The organism is Bradyrhizobium sp. NBAIM18 (assembly GCF_020193825.1).
Lineage (GTDB): Bacteria > Pseudomonadota > Alphaproteobacteria > Rhizobiales > Xanthobacteraceae > Bradyrhizobium > Bradyrhizobium yuanmingense.
In genome coordinates this window covers 96,077-111,878 of sequence record NZ_JADYVO010000015.1, presented here as the reverse complement: position 1 = coordinate 111,878, position 15,802 = coordinate 96,077, and the positions used below count along the sequence as shown (strand labels likewise).

Below are 15,802 nucleotides of genomic sequence, written 5' to 3'. Positions count from 1 at the left end.
TACGCTTCGCTAACCCACCCTACGATTCGAAATTCAGTTCTGGAGTGCTGCACCGTGAATCCAAGGGAGCTGGCGATGGCCGACGAAGCGCGTTCGCGACTGGGCCGGGGTCTTGCAAGTCTGATCGGTGACGTCGGCGGCGAGGCTCAGCATGTCGATCGTCCGCGCGCGCAGCGCAAGGTGCCGATCGAATTCATCAAGGCCAATCCGCGCAACCCGCGCCGCACCTTTTCGGACACCGAGCTGAAGGAGCTCTCGGAGTCCATCAAGCAGCATGGCGTGATCCAGCCGATCGTGGTGCGTCCGGTGAAAGGCGCGCAGGACCGCTTCGAGATCATTGCCGGCGAACGACGCTGGCGCGCCTCGCAGATGGCCGGGCTGCACGAGGTGCCGATCGTCCCGGTCGACATCAGCGACAGCGATGCGCTGGAATTCGCGATCGTCGAGAACGTGCAGCGCGAGGACCTCAATCCGATGGAAGAGGCGCAGGGCTATCATGCGCTCGCCAACGAGTTCAAACGCAGCCAGGAGGACATCGCCAAGGTCGTCGGCAAGAGCCGCAGCCACGTCGCCAACATGATGCGGCTGACCAAGCTGCCGGCGGAAGTGCAGGCCTTCATCGCGACCGGCGAGCTGACGGCCGGCCACGCCCGCGCGCTGATCGGCGTGCCCGATCCACTCGCCGCCGCCAAGCGCATCGTCGAGGAGGGTCTCAACGTCCGCCAGGCCGAGGCGCTTGCGCATGAAGAGGGCGTGCCGGAGCGCAAGCCGCAGAAGGCGCGCGCCAGCGGGGGCAGGGAGAAGGACCCCGACACGATCGATCTGGAGAAGCGCGTCAGCGACGCGCTCGGCCTCAAGGTCACCGTCAATCACCGCGATCCCGGCGGCTCCGTGCAGATCAACTATCGCAACCTCGATCAGCTCGACGAGGTGATGAAGCGGCTGGCCAAGGGCGCGCTGTAGACATCGCGGCGACGCGCAACTCTTTCCACTCGTCAAGCGAGCGTAGCGAAGCAATCCAGAATCTTTCCGCGCAGAGATTCTGGATTGCTTCGTCGCAAGGGCTCCTCGCAATGACGAGGAGAGAGCGGGGCCTAGCCCCGCCGCTTTGCGTTCGCGGCGATCGCCATCAACGCGCGCTGGGCGATGGCGGGGGCTAGGGTGGAGTGCTTGCGCGTGTCGAGCGCGGCGGTGGCCAGCTGCTCGATGATGGCGGCGAGCCGCGCTGGGCTGAAATTGCGTAGCGCGGTTTCGACCGCGGGCTTCCGCGAGAAATGCAGGCGCGGAAAGCCGCCGTCGAGCACGGCGGAGGCAGGCGTGCCGTCGGCAATCGCCAGCGCGGATTTGTGCAGCCACGCGGCCTGGCGCTGCGCAGCCGAGATGATTACGCCGGGATAGGTCCCGGCGATCATCGCCTTCGCAAACTCGGTCTCGACGATGTCGGGCCGCCCGGCGAAGGCACCGTCGACGATCGGATCGAGCTTCAGCTCCGAGGCATCGGCGACCACGGCCATGACGTCATCCAGCGTGACCTCGCCCTTGCCATGGGCGTAGAGCGTCAGCTTGCGCAGCTCGTTGCGCGAGGCCTGGCGGTCGCCGCCGAGGAACGACATCAGCGCTGCGCGGGCGTCCTGCGCGATCCGCAAATTCGCGATACGCAGCTCGTCGTCCATCAGCTTGGCAAGATCGCGCTCGGTATCGGGATAACAGCCGATCGCCACGGCGGTCTTGGCTTTCTCGCAGGTCTTGCGCAGCGGCGATTCCGGGCGGAGCTCGCCGGCCTCGATCACGATGCGGCAATCCTTCACGTTCATCTCGGCCAAGGTCTCGATGCCGGAGGCAAAGCTGCGCGAGCCGGCGCGAACGCGGATGGCGCGGCGGCCGCCGAACAGCGGCACGGTCATGGCTTCGTCGACGAGGCGCGACGGCTCGGCGGAGAGCTCGTCGCCGTCGAGCTTGACCAGCGAGAATGGATCATTGGGATCGTCGACGCCGGAGGCGATCAGCGCGTCGGCGCGCTCGCGCACGAGGCCGGCATCGGGACCGTAGAGCAGGATGATCGGACGGCCCGCATCCGGGCGGGCAAGGAAGGCGTCGATCTCTTTTCCGCGCAGTGCGACCATATCGTCCGATACTCGTCATTCCGGAATGCCTCGTCAGAAGGCGAACCCGGAATGACGGAAGCGTATTACGTTCCCGCGGTGAAGAACGAGGCGAGCCGGGTGGTGATGTTCTCCGCGATCTCGTTCGCGGCCCGGTCTTCGGCATCGCGCACGGCGCGGGTGCGCGAGAAGCGCTGATAGGACCCCGGCATGTCATAGGACACGCGCGAGAAGGTCGAGCCAGTCATCACAGACTTGCCGGTTACGACTTCGACCAGATTGTACTGGGCGTCGATGCCGAGATTTTCGCTGGTCGGCAATCCCGTTGCGGAGCTGACGATCAGGGAGGAGCGGCTGGTGGTGAAGCGGATGTCGAGCCGGTGGGTCGGCGGCATGCCCGTCGCCGTGCCGTAAAGCTTGAAGGCCAGCGCGTTGCGGATCTCGACGCCGACGCGGGCCTCGCGGGACGCATTGGGTTTGTTGATCGGGGGCAGCTCGACCCCCATCAGCTTCTCGCGCAGGCCCGGGGTGCCGTCGCTGCGCTCGGCATACATCGGCTGGAAGCAGCCGGCCGTCAGCGCCGCCAATGCGGCAACTGCCAGCAAACGGGCTGCGATACGGGTCCTAGCCGACAACATTCACGATCCTCTTGGGGACGATGATCACCTTGCGGACGGGCTTGCCGTCCAGGGCCAGCTTTACCGCATCAAGGGCCAAAACGGCAGCCTCGATTTCCGGATTTTGGGCCGCTGTTGCAACTGTGACCTCACCTCGCTTCTTGCCGTTGACCTGCACCACCAGGGTCACGCTGTCTTCAACCAGCAAATCGCGTTCGATTTGCGGCCAATCGGCCTCCGAAACCAGCCCCTTTCGGCCCAGACCATTCTCAAAAAGCACCTGCCAGCACTCCTCGGCGAGGTGCGGCATCATCGGCGAGAACAGCTGGACCAGGATTTGGCTGGCCTCCTGGATCGCCCAAGCCAAATCTGGAGCGAGATCCGGGGCGGGCTGGCCGGGGCGCTGGAGCACCTCGGAGAATGCATTGGTGAATTCGCGGATATGGGCGAGGCAAACGTTGAAGTGCAGCCGCTCGATGCCGGCGGTGACCTTGTCCAGCGCGTCGTGGGCGGCCTTGCGCAAGGCGGTGGCGTCCGGGCCGAAGCTGGCCGGCCGGGCTGCCGGCGCAGCCTTGCCGAGGGTGGCGGCATCGTTCACCAGCCGCCACAGCCGCTGCACGAAGCGCGAGGCACCCTGGACGCGCTCGTCGCTCCAGATCACGTCGCGGTCGGGCGGGGAGTCCGACAGCATGAACCAGCGGGCGACGTCGGCGCCATAAGTCTCGATGATGTCGTCGGGGTCGACCGTGTTCTTCTTCGACTTGGACATCTTCTCGATCGGGCCGATCGCGACGTCTTCGCCCGTCGTCAGCAGCGTGGCGCGGCGTCCGTTGCCGCCGACCTCGACCTTCACCTCGGCCGGCTGCACATAGCTGCCGTCGGCCTTCTGGTAGGTCTCGTGCACCACCATGCCTTGCGTGAACATGCCGGCGAACGGCTCGTCCAGCGCGATATGCCCGGTTGCCTTCATCGCGCGGGTGAAGAAGCGGCTGTAGAGCAGATGCAGGATCGCGTGCTCGACGCCGCCGATATATTGGTCGACCGGCAGCATCCGGTTGGCGACCGCAGGCGTGGTCGGCGAAGCCTCGTTCCAGGGATCGGTGAAGCGCGCAAAATACCAGGACGAGTCCACGAAGGTGTCCATCGTGTCGGTTTCGCGTTGAGCCTTGCCGCCGCATTGCGGGCAGGTGACGTGCTTCCAGGTCGGATGATGATCGAGTGCGTTGCCCGGCTTGTCGAAGGTCGCATCGTCCGGCAGCTTCACGGGCAGGTCGGCATCCGGCACCGGCACCACGTCGCATTTCGGACAGTGAATGACGGGAATCGGGCAGCCCCAATAGCGCTGGCGAGAAATGCCCCAGTCGCGCAGGCGGAAATTCACCTGGCGCTCGCCGACCGGCGCATTGCCGCGCAGCTCCGTCTCGAGCCGCTTCGCCACCTCTTCCTTCGCCTGCTCGATGGTCATGCCGTCGAGGAAGCGCGAATTGATCATGAGGCCGTCGCCGTCATAGGCGGTGTCGGTGATGACGAAGCTCTTCGGGTCCTGGCCTTCCGGGCACACGACGGGCGTGTTGCCGAGAGCGTACTTGTTGACGAAGTCGAGGTCGCGCTGATCGTGCGCCGGGCAGCCGAAGATGGCGCCGGTGCCGTATTCCATCAGCACGAAATTGGCGACATAGACCGGCAGCTTCCAGGACGGATCGAACGGGTGCACCGCGCGGATGCCGGTGTCGAAACCCTGCTTCTCCGCGGTGTCGATGATCTCCTGCGCGGTGCCGATCTTCTTGATCTCTGCGATGAACGCCGCAAGCTCAGGGTTCTTTGCGGCGGCGGCCTGCGCCAGCGGATGATCCGCCGAGATCGCCATGAACTTCGCGCCGAACAGCGTATCCGGCCGCGTCGTGAAGATCTTCAGCTCGCTCTCGCCGGCCGGCGTCGTCGCCGCATCCAGCGCGAAGCGGATCAACAGGCCCTCGGAGCGGCCGATCCAGTTGCGCTGCATCAGGCGCACCTTGTCGGGCCAGCGGTCCAGCCCGTCGAGCGCCGACAGCAGCTCCTGCGAGTACTTCGTGATCTTGAAGACCCACTGGTTCATCTCGCGCTGCTCGACCACGGCGCCCGAGCGCCAGCCGCGGCCGTCGATCACCTGCTCGTTGGCGAGCACGGTCATGTCGACGGGGTCCCAGTTCACCTTGCGCTTCTCGCGCTCGGCAAGCCCTGCGCGCAGGAAATCCAGGAACATCTTCTGCTGGTGCTTGTAGTAGGAGGGGTCGCAGGTCGCGATCTCCCTGGACCAGTCCAGCGACAGCCCGATCGAGCGGAGCTGCTTCTTCATCGCGGCGATGTTGTCGTAGGTCCAGGCCTTCGGCGCCACCTTGCGCTCGATTGCGGCGTTCTCGGCCGGCAGGCCGAAGGCGTCCCAGCCCATCGGATGCAGCACGTTGAACCCCTTGGCGCGCATGAAGCGGGCCAGCACGTCGCCGAGCGTGTAATTCCGGACATGGCCGATATGGATGCGCCCGGACGGGTAGGGGAACATCTCGAGCACGTAATATTTCGGCCGCGGATCGTCGTTCTTGGAGACGAAGATCGCCTGCTCGTCCCAGAGGCGTTGCCAGCGCGGTTCGGCGTCGCGGGCGTTATAGCGTTCGGAGGTCATGGAATCGTTGGGTTTTCGTGGTTCGGCCGTCTCAAGACGGCGGACTAGGCCATAGAAGACCTTAAGGGGTCAATGGGTTGCCGCGTTTTGGAACTTTGACGACCCCTCCGCATAACTACGAGGGTCCGCGTTGGGGTGTGATTAAGGCGTCGATGCCAAGTTGCGGTCCGACAAGGTCGCCTTACCGCACATGGATTCCAGCTTCGACGATCCCGATTACGACTATGCCGCGTCCGTCGCCGGGCGGGCGATGCGGAGCATGGCCGAACAGCGGATTGCACCGACCCCCGCCAACTTTGCCGTCTGGTTCCAGTATTTCGCGGGCAGCCATGACGATCTGCGCAATGCGATCGATCTTCTGATCGACCACAATCGTCCCTTCGACGCCCAAACCAATCAGGATCTGTTCGAGACCTACGTCGCGCCCCAGGTGAGTGCCGTCGTGGTCGACACCTCCGAGCGGCTGCAGGCGCTGATGGGGACGGCGAAGGAGTTTCTGGCGACGGCGATCGCCGACAATCATTCGCAGATGCAGGTCATCAGCCAGGTGGCCGACCAGGGCAAGGCCGGCGTCGATCCAAAGCTGCTGGTTGCCCAGCTCATGAACGAACTGGCGCGGGCGGCCACGCGGGCGACGCAGCTGGAGGCGGGCTTTGCCGAAAAGACCCGCGAGCTCGACGTGATCCGCGATTCGCTGTCGCGGTCCGAGCAGCGCGCCCGGACCGACACGCTGACCGGGCTGGCGAATCGGCGGGCCCTCGACGAATTCCTGCGCAAGGCGCAGACGACCGCGGAATGGGGCGAGCCGCTCAGCGTGCTGATGCTCGACATCGACCACTTCAAGTCGTTCAACGACAATTTCGGCCACGGTGTCGGCGACCAGGTGCTGCGCCTGATGGCCAAGGTCCTGCGCGAGAAGGTTCGCGCGCAAGATCTGCCGGCCCGCTATGGCGGCGAGGAGCTGATCGCGGTGCTCCCGGACGCCGATCTCGCCACTTGCGCCGAGATCGCCGAACGCATCAGGCGTGCGATCGCAGATTGCACGATCACGCGTCGCTCGACCGGCGAGACCCTGCCCGGCATCAGCGTGTCGATCGGCGTTGCGCAATACCGGGTCGGCGAGGCGATCACGGATCTGATCGAACGCTGCGACCGCGCGCTCTATCTCGCCAAGGGCGGCGGCCGCAATCGTGTGGTGACGGAGATCGAGCTCGAGCGGGCCGGGGCTGCGGGCTAGCTCGGGCGAGACGATAGGCCCTCATGCCCGGGCTTGTCCCGGGCATCCACGTTCTTTGTGCTGTGGGCAAGGCGTGGATGGCCGGGACAAGCCCGGCCCGTGTCCGGCAGTGCACAGTTCAGACGTCGCAAGCGGGGCGAGGTGAAACCATAGCTGACTATGCGCTCGCCACCATCATCATCTCGGCCGTGCCGGTCGCGATCGCCTGCACGCCGTGCTCGACGACATTGTTGCGGCCACGATGCTTGGCGGCGTAGAGCGCGGCGTCGGCGGCTTCGATCAGGTCGCCTGGGCGCAGGGCCTCGTTCGGCTTGGTCGCGGCGACGCCGATCGAGACCGTGACGATCATGTGGTTCGAGGTGATGTGAGGCAGGCAGAGCCTCAGCACCGCCGAACGCACCTGCTCGCCGATCGCGACGGCGCGCGTCACGTCGGTGTTCGGCAGCAGCAGGCAGAACTCCTCGCCGCCGTAGCGGGCCGCGAAGCCCATCGTGTCGGCGGCGATGCCGGACAGTGATTCGCCGAGCCGCGTCAGGCAGGAATCGCCTTCGAGATGGCCGTAGGTGTCGTTGAACAGCTTGAAATGGTCGACGTCGATCATCAGAAGCGCCAGCTCGCTGCCATATTGCTGCGCGCGCATCCATTCGAAATCCAGCCGGCTCTGGAAGCCGCGGCGGTTGGCGAGACCGGACAGCATGTCGATCGAAGCCATCACCGTCAGGCGGTCGTTGCTTGCGATCAGCTCGCGCTCGCGCTGGCTCAGCTGCGCGGCCATCGCGTTGAACGCGCGGGCCAGCGGCACGAACTCGGCGGGCAGGCGATTGCGCGCGGCGCGCGCCGACAGGTCGCCCTCGCCGAGCCGCTTGGCCATGTCGGCGAGCATCTCGATCGGCTTGATCACGAGCTTTTCGGCGGCGATCAGCGCGCCGAGCAGGACGAACATGAGCACGAAGGCGAGCTGCAGATAGGCGGTGCGGATGTCGCGGTTGACCGCTGCGGACACCTTGTCTTCGTCGATGCTGGCGATCAGGCGGGCATTGGTGCCGGCGATGCGGATATAGCTGACCGCGCGGCGGGAGCCGTCGGCGGCGAGGAAGGACAGCGAACCCTCATCCTGATCGGAGCGCAGCGCCTTGTCGGCGATCGCGGACATCAGCGGCATGTTGTCGAGCGGACGGCCGACCGCGCTGTGCTGATCGGCCGGGGCCGCCAGCACGGTGCCCGCGCTGTCGACCAGCACCGCAGTGATGCCGGCGCGACCGCCCAGATTGTTCATGACCTTCGACATCCAGTCGAGATTGACGGTGGCGAGCACGACGGCATCGGCCACGCCGCTGAAGGCGGAGACCGGATAGACCGCCATCACCGTTGGCGACGGTACCGGTCGCGACATGATGAAGTCGCTCAGCACGAAGCGGCCGGTTTCCTGGGCCTGCTGGAAGTACGGTCGGTCGCTGAGATCGAGGCCGACATACATGTTGTTGGTGGCGCATTGGATGCGGCCGTCCTGGCCGGCGATCAGAAGCGTGCGGATCCAGGGCAGGCTCGACGGCAGGCTCGCGCGCAGCACGTCGCAGCTCTTGCTGATGCCGCCGGCGGAGGCGCGGATGAAGGCCTCCGATTTCAGAATGGTCTCGACCGACGAGATCACCTGGCGCTGCGCATCGGCGCTGTGCCTCGCCACCGTGGTGAATTCAGCCGCGGCCTGCGCGACTTGCCGCGCGCGCGTGTCTTCGAGGGAACGGATGCGCTCGATCATCAAGGGCGTCACGAGAATCACCGCGAGCAACGCAAGCCGCGCCCGGATACCGAGAACCTGCTTGAGTTTCGCGCGCTTGCGGTTGAGACTGACGCTTGCCATTTTCGCTACCCACCCCGCGGGCTAAGGTAAAGCGAAGGGTTCAAAAACTGTTTCTTGAACTCGGTAAAATTGGACCTAACTCGGGCTCAGGTCACAACCAAGAGACGTCATGACGGAAGCCAACGTCGCGCCGGTAACCGGCGATTCACCAACCGCGCTCGCCGCGGTCGAAGCCGAAATTGCACGCGCCTGCAGGGACGCGCAGCGTGATCGCGCCTCGGTCACGCTGATCGCCGTGTCCAAGACCTTCGCGGCGGATGCAATTATCCCGGTTATCGCCGCAGGACAGCGCGTATTTGGCGAGAATCGGGTGCAGGAGGCCAAAGCCAAGTGGCCGGCGTTAACGTCTGCTTACCCCGGTATCGCGCTGCATCTGATCGGGCCGCTGCAATCCAACAAGGCGAAAGAGGCGGTTGCGCTGTTCGACGCCATCCATTCGGTCGACCGTCCGAGCATTTGCCAAGCGTTAGCCAAGGAAATCGAATCCCAGAACAGGCACCCGCAGCTGTTCGTCCAGATCAACACCGGCGAGGAGCCGCAGAAGGCCGGGATTGCCCCGGGCGAGGCCGATGCCTTCATTGCAAGCTGCCGCGACACCTACGGGCTGACGATCTCCGGATTGATGTGCATCCCGCCGGTCGACGAGCCGCCCGCCGCGCACTTTGCGCTCACCGCCAAGATCGCCGCGCGCAATGGCTTGACGAATCTCTCGATGGGCATGAGCGCCGATTTCGCGACCGCCATCATGCTGGGTGCCACCCATGTGCGCGTCGGCAGCGCGATCTTCGGGCATAGGTAGTTGCCGTTGGCGAGGGCCGATGCCGCCTACCGCTGTCAATTTCGTCGCAAGGGCTCCTCGCAATGACGGCGCCCCTCACCCGATGATGATCTTTGTGCGCGGGCCCAGGCGCCGCAGCAATTGCAGCATCGCGGATTTCGTCATGGAGACGCAGCCGGCGGTCGGGCCGAAATTGTCGCGGGCAAGGTGCAGGAACACCGCGCTGCCGCGGCCGGCGATGCGGGGCCGCGTGTTGTGGTCGATCTCGATGATGAAGTCGTAGAGATGGTCGGCGCGCTGGAGCCGGTCGCCGCCCTGCCCCTCGCCGAGCCGGATGCTCTGGTTGTAACGGCGGTCCCGCGGATCCTCGCACCAGGCGTCCACGCCGGTGATCATCCGGGCCGGCAGGAACGTCCGGGGACGGCTGTGCCGGTCGCCCCGCCACCACAATTGCCTGGGCCGGAAGCTGCCCCTGGGGGTGCCGCCGTCCCCCTCGCGCTTGTTGGCGAGAATGCCGACTCGCCCCAGCGCAACCGGGATGGTCAGCGCTCCCGCCGTCAGCCAGCCCCGGCGCGGATTGCCGGCAGCAGGCCTAATGCGGATCGCCGAGAGCGGCCCGGCGCCTCGTTTTCGGAAGTAACCGACTGAAGCTGCTTTGTTTTTCATGTGAACGTGCAATGTCGAATTCATTACAGGACATTCATCAAAACGCCCTGCTATTCTGAGTTAGAGTGCTTCTGGCTTGTGAATCGGTAACAGCCCACTACTTCAACACGAACAACAATAATCACGGCGACCTTAAACTTCCCCTCGCGGCTGGGTGCGGCATGGATGTGCCGCCGAGCCGGACCCCAAAAGGATGACCCCCCATGGCCAATGCCCGCAAGATCCTGATCGTGGATGACGATACCGATCTGCGCGACACGTTGGTGGAGCAATTATCGCTACACGAAGAATTCGAAGCCTCTGCGGTCGATACCGGCGCCAAGGGCGCCAGCGCCGCGAAGGCCAATTCCCCCGATCTGGTTCTGATGGATGTCGGCCTGCCCGACACCGACGGCCGCGAGGTTGTCCGCTCGCTGCGGAAGGGCGGCTTCAAGGCCCCGATCATCATGCTGACCGGGCACGACACCGATTCCGACACGATCCTGGGCCTGGAATCCGGCGCCAACGACTATGTGGCAAAGCCCTTCCGTTTCGCCGTGCTGCTGGCGCGCATCCGCGCCCAGCTCCGCCAGCACGAAGCCAGCGAGGACGCGGTGTTCTCGGTCGGACCCTACTCCTTCCGCCCCGGCTCGAAGATGCTGACCGCGGCCAATGCCCGGAAGGTCCGCCTCACCGAGAAGGAAACCGCGATTCTCCGCTTCCTCTACCGGGCCGGCCAGATGCCGGTGTCGCGCGAGACCCTGCTCCAGGAGGTCTGGGGCTATAATTCCGGCGTCACCACGCACACGCTGGAAACCCACATCTACCGCCTCCGCCAGAAGATCGAGAAGGACGCCGCCAACCCGGAGATCCTGGTGACGGAAGCCGGTGGCTACAAGCTGGTGCCGTGATACGCTTCGATGGCGTGCGAATCGTTTTAGATCGCACGCCTTCGAGCCTCGGACCTGAATGTCAATCGACGATGATGTAGCGCTTCTCGAGCGTGTCCCGACACTGCGCCTGTTGGGAGACGCCTCGTTGCGTATGCTGGCCATCGGCTCCGAGCAGCGTGACTTCGTCCGCGGCGACGTCCTGTTCAATCTCGGTGACGACGCCGACGCCGGCTTCGTGGTCCAGCGCGGCGCCTTCCGGGTCGAGGACGGCGCGGGCGCCGAAATGATCGCCGGTCCCGGCGCGTTGATCGGCGAGCTCGCGCTGGTGGTGCCGATGAAGCGGCCGTCGAGCGCGGTCGCGCTGGAGCATTCCTCCGTCATCCGCGTCGCCCGCAGCCTGTTCCAGCGCGTGCTCGAAAGCGATCCCGCTGCGGCGGTGCGCCTGCGCGACGAGTTCGCGGTGCGCTCCAGCCAGATCGCCAGCGATATCCTGATGGCGGGTGCGAAGCTGACGAGCTGAGCCCTCGTCATTCCGCGGCGCGACGAAGTCGCGAACCCGGAATCCATTGAGCGGCAGAGTCAGTTGATGAATGGATTCCGGGCTCGCGCCAAGTGGCGCGCCCCGGAATGACGAGGGCGGCTCACACTTCCAGCGTCACCGTCACAGGCACATGATCCGATGGCCGCTCCCAGCTGCGCGCATCGCGCAGAATCCTGAAATCGCTGACTGCATCCTTCAGCGCGCGCGAGACCCAGATGTGGTCGAGCCTGCGGCCGCGATCGCCGATGGTCCAGTCGGCGGAGCGGTAGCTCCACCACGTATAGACCTTCTCCGACGTCGGGATGCGCTCGCGCGCGACGTCGACCCATTCGCCGGCCGCGAGCGCCGCCTTCAGCTTCTCCGTTTCGACAGGCGTGTGCGAGACCACTTTCAGCAGCTGCTTATGCGACCACACGTCGTTCTCGTGCGGGGCGACGTTGAGATCGCCGACCAGGATGTGGCGGTCCTCACCGCGCGGATGCAGCGGCTCGCACGCTTTCATCTCGTCGAGGAAGCGGAGCTTGTGGTCGAATTTCTCGTTCAGCGCGGGATCGGGAATGTCGCCGCCCGCGGGCACGTAGAAATTATGCAGCACCAGCGGTCTTTCGATGCCCGCCTTTTCACCGAACGACACCGAGATGTGGCGCGAATCCACCTTGTCGCAGAAGGTGCGGATGTCCTTCGATTCGAACGGGATCTTCGAGACGATGGCGACGCCGTGATAGCCCTTCTGACCGTTCAGCGCGACGTGCTCGTAGCCGAGCCGCTTGAAGCGCTTCAGCGGAAAAGCATCGTCGATGCACTTGGTCTCCTGCAGGCACAGCACTTCTGGCCGCGCGCTCTTGAGAAACTTCGCGACCAGGTCGATGCGTAGCCGCACCGAATTGATGTTCCAGGTTGTCAGGGAAAGACGCATAGGAAATGCGTCTTAGCATGGATTGGCGTGGGGAAAATACTTGTCCACAGGCGTGGAATCGGAGGGTGGGTTAGCGCAGCGTAACCCACCTCTTTGGTTTCCGCAGTGGCAGAACTGGTGGGTTACGCCTTCGGCTAACCCACCCTACGCACCATCAACCCCGCGACGGCGTGTTGTAATTGGTGAAATCGATCTTGAACATGTTGGGGTCGAGCTTCTTGCTCGAGTCCAGATTGTACACCGCAATCGTCGTATCGTAGCCCTGCGGATCGGTGACGGTCCACTGCTTGAGCTGGCCGTCCTTGGCGCCGAACATCAGCAGCAACCGGCTGGTGCCGACCAGGGCCTGCTTCTCCTCGATGGTGACGCTGACGAAGACGTCGTCGGCCGAGACGCCAACGACATTGGTGTCCCTCATCAGGTCGATGCGGTCGGACAATAGAAAGCGCAGCGGCGTCTGCGACAGCGGGTAGACGTCCTGGGTCGCGAGCTTGCGGTCGCGCACCACGAGCGAGGATCCGTCGGCGACGATGTCGATCGGGCTCGGCGCATCATATTCGAAGCGTACCTTGCCGGGTTTCTGGATGTAGAAGTCGCCCTGCGTCTTGCTGCCGTCGGGACCGACCTGGACGAAATTCCCGACCAGCGTCTGCAGCGACGATAGATAGGCGCTGACCTTGGCCGCCTGCGCTTTCTGGTTGGCGTCGAAGGTCTGGAAGATGCTGCTCGGAACGTTGCGCCGCGGATCCGGGATCACCGGATTGGGCGGCGCCTGCGTCGCGCCGGTGACGGCCGGCCCGCCGGCGGACGCGCCGCCGTCCCGCCCCTTCGGCGCGGGCTTCGGCACCGGCACGGTCTGCGCGAAAGACGCAGCGGTCACCATCGCGGCGGTGACGAGAAGCACGCCGGCCATGCGCGCGCTTCGCGCGGCGATCGTGGCAGCGAATCGAATGTCCGGATGTCTAATCAACGCGTCGTCCTGTGTGGCTGGGCGCCCTTTTACCGTGATTTCGGGCAAAAGCAGATATCGAATTTGCGTGAAATGTTGCTTAGAGGCTCCTCGCCTCACATATGGCTGTCTTCTTCCTCGACCAGAATCTCGCGCTTGCCGGCATGGTTGGCGGGACCGACGATGCCCTCCAGTTCCATGCGCTCCATCAGCGATGCGGCGCGGTTGTAGCCGATTTGCAGGCGGCGCTGGATGTAGCTGGTCGAGGCCTTGCGATCGCGTTTGACGATCGCAACCGCCTGCTGGAAGAGATCGCCGCCGCCATCGCCGCCCATGCCGGTGGCGTCGAACACGGCACCGTCCTCGTCCTCGGTCGGCTCTTCGGCGGTGACGGCTTCGAGATATTCCGGCTGTCCCTGCGTCTTGAGGTGACGCACCACCTTCTCGACTTCCTCGTCGGAGGCGAACGGTCCGTGCACGCGGCTGATGCGGCCGCCGCCCGCCATGTAGAGCATGTCGCCCTGGCCGAGCAGCTGCTCGGCGCCCATCTCGCCGAGAATGGTGCGGCTGTCGATCTTGGAGGTGACCTGGAAGGCGATACGGGTCGGGAAGTTCGCCTTGATGGTGCCGGTGATGACGTCGACCGACGGACGCTGCGTCGCCAGGATCACGTGCAGGCCTGCGGCCCGCGCCATCTGCGCCAGACGCTGCACCGCGCCTTCGATGTCCTTGCCGGCGACCATCATCAGGTCGGCCATTTCGTCGACGATGATGACGATGTAGGGCAGCGGATCGAGCGAGAGCTTCTCTTCCTCGTAGATCGCCTTGCCGGTCTCCTTGTCGAAGCCGGTATGCACCGTGCGCGTCGGCTCCTCGCCCTTGGCCTTCAATTCGAGCAGGCGCGTGTTGTAGCCGTCGATGTTGCGCACACCGAGCTTGGCCATGTTCTTGTAGCGCTCTTCCATCTCGCGCACGGCCCATTTCAGCGCGACCACCGCCTTCTTCGGGTCGGTCACGACAGGCGTGAGCAGATGGGGAATGCCGTCATAGACGGAGAGCTCGAGCATCTTCGGATCGACCATGATCAGGCGGCACTGGTCGGGCCGCAGCCGGTACACCAGGCTGAGGATCATGGTGTTGATCGCGACCGACTTGCCCGAGCCGGTGGTGCCGGCGATCAGCATGTGCGGCGTGCGCGCGAGGTCGATGATGACGGGGTCGCCGCCGATGGTCTTGCCGAGGCAGAGCGGCAGCTTCGCCACCGTATCGGTCGCCTCCTTCGCCACCAGCAATTCGCGCAAATAGACCTTCTCGCGATGCGCGTTCGGCAGCTCGATGCCGATCGCGTTGCGGCCGGGCACGACGGCGACGCGCGCCGACAGCGCGCTCATCGAGCGGGCGATATCGTCGGCAAGGCCGATCACGCGCGAGGACTTGATGCCGGGCGCCGGCTCCAGCTCGTAGAGCGTCACGACGGGACCGGGATTGGCCTTCACGATCTCGCCGCGCACGCCGAAATCCTGCAGCACGCCTTCGAGCGAACGGGAATTGTTCTCCAGCTCGGCCTTGCTGAGCGGCTGGCGATCGCCGGCCTTTGGTGCGGCCAGCATGGAGACGGACGGGAGGTCGAACTTGTCGGAGGATTTCTTGGAAGCGGGCTTCGGCGCGGCTTTCTTCTTCGGGGCGCGCGCGGCGGGCTCCTCCTCTTCCTCCTCCTCGTCCTCCAATTCGTCTTCGTGCTCGTCCTCGTAGTCCTCGTCTTGAGACTGCGGCGAGATCGACGGCGCCGAGCGGCCGCCGCCGAGATTCGGCTCCTGCCGGCTGAACTGGGCGGCCTTGGTCTTCGGTCCGCTCGAGACCAGCGAGCGGTAGGCGGCACCACACAGCCAGATCAGCCGCGCCTTGGTGCTCATCAATGCATGGAACAGCCAGCCCAGCGAGACCGAACCCTGATCGCTCTCCTCGTCTTCGTCGAGCGGCTTGTCGTCATCGGCGACCTCAGCGATCTCGTCGTCCTGCTCACGCGCGCCGAGGCCGCAGGCGATCAGGAAGGTCGCGGTCATCGCGGCGAACAGGATCGTGCCCAGCACGATGCGATAGATCGTACCGGCCGGCCCGAAGATCACCGCGGGCGCGCGCACCAGCGCATCGCCGACCACGCCGCCGAGGCCGGTCGGCAGCGGCCAGGCCCCGCCATGCTGAAAGCAACTGACGAAGCCTGCCGCGATCACCGTGCAGAGAATCCAGGAGCCGAGCCGGAGCGCCTCGCGGTCGAATGGCCGATGCGTCATCATGCGCCAGCCCCAGACCGCAACGATCAGGACCAGCATGATCGCGCCGAGCCCCAGGATCTGCATGGCGAGATCGGCGCCGATCGCGCCGGCATAGCCGAGGATGTTGCGGATCGGCCGCGAGGTCGCGTGGCTGAGGCTGGGATCCTGCACCGACCACGTCATCAGCGCCGCCGCGGCGACGCCCGCCAGCGCGATCAGGCCGAGGCCGGCGAGCTCGCGCATGCGCCGCGCCAGCCCTTCGCGGATCGAGGGCGGCAGATGGCCGACCAGAGGAATGACGCGTTCGATTGCCGACATGCTCACGGGCCCC

General features: G+C 65.2%; 13 protein-coding genes. 5 read left to right on the top strand and 8 right to left on the bottom strand.

Annotated elements, in window-relative coordinates; genetic code table 11:
- Positions 1-75: 75 nt before the first annotated feature.
- Positions 76-963, top strand: coding sequence for a ParB/RepB/Spo0J family partition protein (locus tag I6F17_RS27110; RefSeq protein ID WP_225127378.1), 888 nt, complete (start codon positions 76-78; stop codon positions 961-963).
- Between the two features lie 131 nt (positions 964-1,094).
- Here I6F17_RS27110 and holA read toward each other — a convergent pair whose 3' ends face one another.
- The 3 genes from holA to leuS all read right to left on the bottom strand — a co-directional run bounded on the left by holA (position 1,095) and on the right by leuS (position 5,378).
- The gene (holA, locus tag I6F17_RS27105) at positions 1,095-2,123 is read right to left on the bottom strand and encodes a DNA polymerase III subunit delta (protein WP_225127380.1); all 1,029 of its coding nucleotides are present in this window, start codon (positions 2,121-2,123) and stop codon (positions 1,095-1,097) included.
- A 65-nt stretch (positions 2,124-2,188) separates the two neighbouring features.
- The gene (lptE, locus tag I6F17_RS27100) at positions 2,189-2,740 is read right to left on the bottom strand and encodes an LPS assembly lipoprotein LptE (RefSeq protein ID WP_036003091.1); all 552 of its coding nucleotides are present in this window, start codon (positions 2,738-2,740) and stop codon (positions 2,189-2,191) included.
- Complete coding sequence (leuS, locus tag I6F17_RS27095; RefSeq protein ID WP_225127382.1) at positions 2,727-5,378, bottom strand: leucine--tRNA ligase; 2,652 nt, start codon at positions 5,376-5,378, stop codon at positions 2,727-2,729. The genes lptE and leuS overlap by 14 nt, the downstream gene beginning before the upstream one ends.
- Positions 5,379-5,637: 259 nt before the next feature.
- Here leuS and I6F17_RS27090 point away from each other — a divergent pair, with 259 nt between their 5' ends.
- On the top strand, positions 5,638-6,615 hold the full coding sequence (locus tag I6F17_RS27090; RefSeq protein WP_225127525.1) for a GGDEF domain-containing protein: 978 nt from the start codon (positions 5,638-5,640) through the stop codon (positions 6,613-6,615).
- Positions 6,616-6,772: 157 nt separating this feature from the next.
- Here I6F17_RS27090 and I6F17_RS27085 read toward each other — a convergent pair whose 3' ends face one another.
- Positions 6,773-8,476, bottom strand: coding sequence for a diguanylate cyclase (locus I6F17_RS27085; protein ID WP_036044945.1), 1,704 nt, complete (start codon positions 8,474-8,476; stop codon positions 6,773-6,775).
- A gap of 109 nt (positions 8,477-8,585) precedes the next feature.
- On the opposite strand from I6F17_RS27085, the gene I6F17_RS27080 reads away from it, so the two are divergent.
- The gene (locus I6F17_RS27080) at positions 8,586-9,275 is read left to right on the top strand and encodes a YggS family pyridoxal phosphate-dependent enzyme (protein ID WP_225127395.1); all 690 of its coding nucleotides are present in this window, start codon (positions 8,586-8,588) and stop codon (positions 9,273-9,275) included.
- Positions 9,276-9,350: 75 nt separating this feature from the next.
- Here I6F17_RS27080 and I6F17_RS27075 read toward each other — a convergent pair whose 3' ends face one another.
- Positions 9,351-9,920 carry a L,D-transpeptidase family protein gene (locus tag I6F17_RS27075; RefSeq protein WP_225127397.1) on the bottom strand — a complete coding sequence of 190 codons (570 nt, stop codon included), beginning with the start codon at positions 9,918-9,920 and terminating at the stop codon, positions 9,351-9,353.
- A 203-nt stretch (positions 9,921-10,123) separates the two neighbouring features.
- Between I6F17_RS27075 and I6F17_RS27070 the strand changes: the two genes are divergently transcribed.
- Complete coding sequence (locus tag I6F17_RS27070) at positions 10,124-10,810, top strand: response regulator (RefSeq protein WP_008142830.1); 687 nt, start codon at positions 10,124-10,126, stop codon at positions 10,808-10,810.
- Positions 10,811-10,868: 58 nt separating this feature from the next.
- Positions 10,869-11,312, top strand: coding sequence for a cyclic nucleotide-binding domain-containing protein (locus I6F17_RS27065; protein ID WP_025033074.1), 444 nt, complete (start codon positions 10,869-10,871; stop codon positions 11,310-11,312).
- Positions 11,313-11,433: 121 nt separating this feature from the next.
- On the opposite strand, the gene xth is transcribed toward I6F17_RS27065, so the two are convergent.
- The 3 genes from xth to I6F17_RS27050 all read right to left on the bottom strand — a co-directional run bounded on the left by xth (position 11,434) and on the right by I6F17_RS27050 (position 15,795).
- A complete protein-coding gene (xth, locus tag I6F17_RS27060; RefSeq protein WP_225127400.1) occupies positions 11,434-12,249 on the bottom strand; it encodes an exodeoxyribonuclease III in 816 nt (271 codons plus the stop codon).
- Positions 12,250-12,403: 154 nt separating this feature from the next.
- Complete coding sequence (locus tag I6F17_RS27055) at positions 12,404-13,162, bottom strand: outer membrane lipoprotein carrier protein LolA (RefSeq protein WP_225127402.1); 759 nt, start codon at positions 13,160-13,162, stop codon at positions 12,404-12,406.
- A 152-nt stretch (positions 13,163-13,314) separates the two neighbouring features.
- Positions 13,315-15,795: a DNA translocase FtsK gene (locus tag I6F17_RS27050; RefSeq protein WP_225127404.1), complete on the bottom strand. Its 2,481-nt coding sequence runs from the start codon at positions 15,793-15,795 to the stop codon at positions 13,315-13,317.
- Between the last annotated feature and the right edge of the window lie 7 nt (positions 15,796-15,802).

Excerpts from the sequence above, each read along its gene's own strand:
- I6F17_RS27110 (WP_225127378.1), top strand. The coding sequence starts at position 76 with ATGGCCGACGAAGCGCGTTCGCGACTGGGCCGGGGTCTTGCAAGTCTG.
- holA (WP_225127380.1), bottom strand. The coding sequence starts at position 2,123 with ATGGTCGCACTGCGCGGAAAAGAGATCGACGCCTTCCTTGCCCGCCCG.
- lptE (WP_036003091.1), bottom strand. The coding sequence starts at position 2,740 with ATGTTGTCGGCTAGGACCCGTATCGCAGCCCGTTTGCTGGCAGTTGCC.
- leuS (WP_225127382.1), bottom strand. The coding sequence starts at position 5,378 with ATGACCTCCGAACGCTATAACGCCCGCGACGCCGAACCGCGCTGGCAA.
- I6F17_RS27090 (WP_225127525.1), top strand. The coding sequence starts at position 5,638 with ATGGCCGAACAGCGGATTGCACCGACCCCCGCCAACTTTGCCGTCTGG.
- I6F17_RS27085 (WP_036044945.1), bottom strand. The coding sequence starts at position 8,476 with ATGGCAAGCGTCAGTCTCAACCGCAAGCGCGCGAAACTCAAGCAGGTT.
- I6F17_RS27080 (WP_225127395.1), top strand. The coding sequence starts at position 8,586 with ATGACGGAAGCCAACGTCGCGCCGGTAACCGGCGATTCACCAACCGCG.
- I6F17_RS27075 (WP_225127397.1), bottom strand. The coding sequence starts at position 9,920 with ATGAAAAACAAAGCAGCTTCAGTCGGTTACTTCCGAAAACGAGGCGCC.
- I6F17_RS27070 (WP_008142830.1), top strand. The coding sequence starts at position 10,124 with ATGGCCAATGCCCGCAAGATCCTGATCGTGGATGACGATACCGATCTG.
- I6F17_RS27065 (WP_025033074.1), top strand. The coding sequence starts at position 10,869 with ATGTCAATCGACGATGATGTAGCGCTTCTCGAGCGTGTCCCGACACTG.
- xth (WP_225127400.1), bottom strand. The coding sequence starts at position 12,249 with ATGCGTCTTTCCCTGACAACCTGGAACATCAATTCGGTGCGGCTACGC.
- I6F17_RS27055 (WP_225127402.1), bottom strand. The coding sequence starts at position 13,162 with ATGGCCGGCGTGCTTCTCGTCACCGCCGCGATGGTGACCGCTGCGTCT.